This window comes from Janthinobacterium sp. BHSEK, assembly GCF_056174685.1.
The window spans coordinates 1-1,457 of record NZ_JBWBYV010000222.1; the positions used below are offsets into that span (position 1 = coordinate 1).

Annotated in this window: 1 pseudogene; it reads right to left on the reverse strand. The window is 57.7% G+C overall.

What is annotated here, in order from left to right:
* A pseudogene (locus AC0V2Y_RS28580) lies at positions 1-1,457 on the reverse strand (hypothetical protein); the annotation flags it as partial.

Below are 1,457 nucleotides of genomic sequence, written 5' to 3' on the forward strand. Positions count from 1 at the left end.
TTCAAGTAGGTCTGCGCTGCCGTTCCGGCCTGGTCGCCCGATAGGGTCATACCCTTCCCAAAACTGGAAATTGAACCAGAATTGAAGTAATTCCCTGCTGAACTCAAGGCTTCACCCAGCGACGACGTCATACTAGTAAAGCCATCCGTGGCGATGTCATAGGCAGTCTTGGCGCTCTGCGCCAAGCCAGCAATACCGCCCAGGCCTCCGCCGGCCGCGCCGCCACTCATGCCCAGGCCATTGGATGAGGCCAGGCCAGCTACGCCGCCCCCGGACACCGACGCGCCAATGTTCAGGATCCATTTCTTGATCGTCATCTGGTACAGCATGTCCAGCAGCCCGTTTTTCAGCGTGTCCCGCAGGCGGTCGAACGCCGACTTGCCCGAATCGAAAATAGACACGAAAGTGTCGTGCGCCGTCGTGTCGATCGATTCCCACAGCTTGCGATTGGCCTCGATCTCTGGCTTGGCGAGCTGGTTGCTGTACCAGGTCGAATATTCTTCCTGCAGGCGCTTCTGCGCGTCCGTGCCGGCGCCGGCCAGGGCAATGCGTTCTTGCCACATGGCAGCGTCGATTTTCAATAATGCGGCAGCGCGCGATTTTTCATCGAACTGCGATTCAGCGGAGAAGCGGCGGTTTTCATCGGCCAGCTGGGCGGCATAGCCCAGCGCCTTGGTCTGCGCCAGCGTGGCCTGCTCCACGCGCACGCGCGCGGACGCCTCTTCCGTCAGGCGCTTGATCTGGTCCTCGGTGACAACTTTTCCCGCCAGCTTTTCCTGCAGAAGGAATTTCTCCAGCGCAGTCTGCTCTCGGACTGCCACCATGGCCAATTCACGAGCGTCACTCGTCTTGCCCATCATTTGGTATTCCACCACCAGCGCCGCCGCGGAGTCCTGACGCGCCAGGGTGCTTTCCTGGATGTGCGTGGACACGTCCTTTTCGGTAGCCCGGGCCTTGGCCACCTTTTCGACTGCCGCCAGCTCGTCCAGCGCTGCGTATGTCGCAGTCAGATGCGCGTCGGCCAGTTTAAGCTTATTGACCTTGCTGGCCTCGTCCACCTTGATGCGTAGCTTCTGGCTCTCGGTCGCATCGACGTCGGTAGCGTTCTCGAGGCGACCAGCCTCGATCTTCTCGCGGATGCTCGCAATCAATGTGGAGTAGGCCTGTTCCTCTTTTTTGAGCCCGGCAGCAACACCCTTGTCAGCATATTTAGCCCTGACCAACTTTTCCATTTCCGGAGGGATTTCCCCGAACTTCTTTTTCAACTCATCGAGTTCGGCCGCCATTTTCTGAGCGGCGCTGCCGTTTTGACCTAGCCAGGTTTTGATATCCGCATCACGAGTAAATGCTTTATTTTTCGCTTGCACAGTGTCAAAAATAGCCGCGTCTACGTCCAGCTTATTGAGCTTTCCTCCCCAAAGCGCCATCAATGCATTTTTAGCGGCACTATCTAAATC